This window comes from Psychrobacter sp. AOP3-A1-26 (assembly GCF_052378235.1).
GTDB lineage: Bacteria > Pseudomonadota > Gammaproteobacteria > Pseudomonadales > Moraxellaceae > Psychrobacter.
This window is the reverse complement of sequence record NZ_JBQSXN010000148.1, coordinates 1-2,818: the sequence shown is the minus strand read 5'-3', so window position 1 is coordinate 2,818 and position 2,818 is coordinate 1. Positions and strand designations below refer to the sequence as shown.

The window sequence follows — 2,818 nt, the reverse complement described above, 5'->3', positions numbered from 1 at the left end:
AAATCCTTTTATAAAGATAGTAAGCATTAACGTATAAAATAATACCAAACCCAAAAAGTACGATTAGCCGTGTCAAACTTGTTTAGTCTACAGTTCGTAGCACTTGCAGTCGTTTTCCTTGCTACTCTAATTTTTGTGAGTGATATAAGCGTAGATGTTTTTTGTCTATTATAGTTTTTTAGCCAAAAAAAAGGCTGCGATATAGTATACCGCAACCTTTTTAGAAAATCAGAATACAGCTACAGAGTAAGGTAACTTATCTTAAGACAGTTTATCTATAATTAGTTATTATAGGAAATAGTGATTATAAGCTTACTCGATTTACTTATTTACCCAGCTTATGCTTAGCAACACCGACCCAATGATTGGCAAACTGCTGTGCTTTATAAGCATAAGGCTTAGCTTTTTGGAGGTACGGTTTGCACTCTTCTGGGATGGCCGGCACAATATGTTTAGCAAGTTTATTGAACCACATCATTAGGCTATAATCGCCCTCGATGCTTAAGTTGCCTTCTTGTACCGCAGTCATAAAATCTGGCAGACTGCCTTTGGTCAACAGCTTAACGCCAGTCATAGAATCTTTAAAGCTAATCGTCAAATCAGCGTCTTTGGCATGACCGCCTTGTTGGCTAAATTGACCATCGGCAAAACTAAAAGAGCGGGCAATATCAGACTCTTTACTAGCGAATTCAATCGTGACATTGCGATCAGCGAATAGCGCTTTGACGTCTTCGTCGTTGCTATCAGCAAGCATGGACAAGCGGTAGCCAATCACTGCCAATAACGCATCTAACGGATCAGACTTAATATCTAATACAGGAACAGTAAACATAATCAAACTCCTAAAATGAAACGCAAAATAATGCGTACTTTATAACAATTTTTGCGACAAATATATAGATAGATTATAAACGATTCAGTGCTATCTATTCTTTAGGAGTTACGTAGAGAGCGTTAAGTATCTTGTAACATTAGATGACGTTACTTTGATTGAGATAAGCTTATACCATGCATAAAAATGGGAATAGCAAGGAAAATGAGTACAAATGCAAAATACTGTTTGACTTGCCTCGCTTTTATTTTGGATTGATTTTATTAATTGATTGTATTAATAGAAGCGCGGTTGGTAATCATCATCATAAACAGGGGTATGTTCGATATAGCGCGCCGCTTGCAACTCACGCTGCTGCCGAACAGATTGGCTGACATCCTCATAACGTAACGCCCGATATAATACCCAACTGGCCAAAGGTAACCAGCTGATGCCCATGGCGACAATATAGCTGTGCCATTCCGATAGCTCTGAGAGCATAGGACGACTGGATAACATACTTTGGATCGCTTCCACTGTCAGCCAATAGGCCATACCGCCGAATAAGTAGAGCAGTAGCCAGCGCTGTGAGGATAACGCGAGCGCCACTATCAAGCCTGCCAATAAACCATAACCCAGCAATGCCGCCGTGCTCCAGGTATCGATACCGATAAAAGAAAATATAGTCAGTAACATCATTCATCTCGCTATTCATAAGGTGAACTTCAATGGGGCTATTATGAAAGTTTGCTGAGTAAAGCTAAAGAGGGCAAAGGCGACTTTGCGACAACAGTTGACGTTTGATTATTTGGAGGGTTTCTTTGATGTGGTGTTGCAGGATTTTGAAATAAGCGCCGCAAGGCTAAGCGCTTATTGTTGAAAGTAGAGAGATGGTTTTGCTAGGGCACGTCCTCAATCTGAATGAAAGCGATGTTGATACAAGTTTGTCGTATGATATTTTTACCGTTAATGACGGCGATGACCCCACAAAGACAACAGCGACACCAAAACCGCACCCAGTAGCATGAGCCCTAATGTCGTTAGCCAATGCGCGCCAGTAGGGTATTGCCATGGCAGAACATTGTTTATCGCCTCACTATTTAGCGACCCTAAAGCATCTACTTTCCACGGCCATACTTTTACCAACGAGCCGGCGATAAAACCGGTGAGTAGTGCAAGCGTTGCTTGATAATAGCGAGCTAGTAACCATTTAAGCGCGTGGGTAAATAATAACAGTCCCGTTGCCATACCTGCGACGACGGTGAATATTATAGTAAAGTTAAGCGTATGTACTGCCTCTAACACCGCATCATAAGCGCCCAGTAACAGCAGAATAAATGACCCAGATACCCCAGGTAATATCATTGCACAAATGGCGATTGCCCCTGCAAAAAATAAATAGGGTAAGCTTGGGTTTGTCGCCAGTAATGGCAAACTACTGATGACTACAGCAGCGCACAGGCCAATGACGAATAATGCTGCCCGTCCTATGTTCCAACGCTTAATCTCACTTAGTAAGATAAATACTGTAGCGATGACCAGTCCAAAAAAGAACGACCAAATCAGTAGCGGCTGATTCTCTAACAAGTGCTTAATAATGCCCGCCAAAGTCCTGATGCTAGTGGCAATACCCAATACCAAACACAATAAAAATGTCGCATCGACCTGTCGCCATACCGCGAGCAAGCCTTTGATACCACCTTCTTGTCGAAATATCTGCCAAAGATTGGGACCAATGCTGCCCAGTGCGTTAATCAAGCGTTCATAGATACCTGAAATCAGCGCAATGGTGCCGCCAGAGACGCCAGGTACGATATCCGCGGCACCCATGGCCATGCCTTTGATGTAAGTCCCGAATAGCTGCTTTGGGCTATCGCTGGATGCAGAAGTAGGAACAGGGGTTTTATCTAATGGCTGTGGCGCTGACGACTCGTTTGGCCGCGGTGAGTGTGGTGTCGTCATGGACAATCCTTCATTATTTTAAAATTGACTCAATTGTATCAAGAT

The 2,818-nt window shown here is 42.5% G+C and carries 3 protein-coding genes; all 3 read right to left on the bottom strand.

The window, feature by feature from the left end; all coding sequences use genetic code 11:
* Positions 1–325 precede the first annotated feature (325 nt).
* The 3 genes from ACT3TU_RS13840 to ACT3TU_RS13830 all read right to left on the bottom strand — a co-directional run bounded on the left by ACT3TU_RS13840 (position 326) and on the right by ACT3TU_RS13830 (position 2,773).
* Positions 326–832 (bottom strand): SCP2 sterol-binding domain-containing protein, encoded by a 507-nt coding sequence (locus ACT3TU_RS13840; protein ID WP_192524891.1) that lies wholly within the window; start codon positions 830–832, stop codon positions 326–328.
* 276 nt (positions 833–1,108) lie between these two features.
* Positions 1,109–1,510: an AciT family ciprofloxacin tolerance protein gene (gene aciT / locus ACT3TU_RS13835; protein WP_225735405.1), complete on the bottom strand. Its 402-nt coding sequence runs from the start codon at positions 1,508–1,510 to the stop codon at positions 1,109–1,111.
* Positions 1,511–1,777: 267 nt separating this feature from the next.
* The gene (locus ACT3TU_RS13830) at positions 1,778–2,773 is read right to left on the bottom strand and encodes a DUF368 domain-containing protein (RefSeq protein ID WP_192524892.1); all 996 of its coding nucleotides are present in this window, start codon (positions 2,771–2,773) and stop codon (positions 1,778–1,780) included.
* Positions 2,774–2,818: the final 45 nt, after the last annotated feature.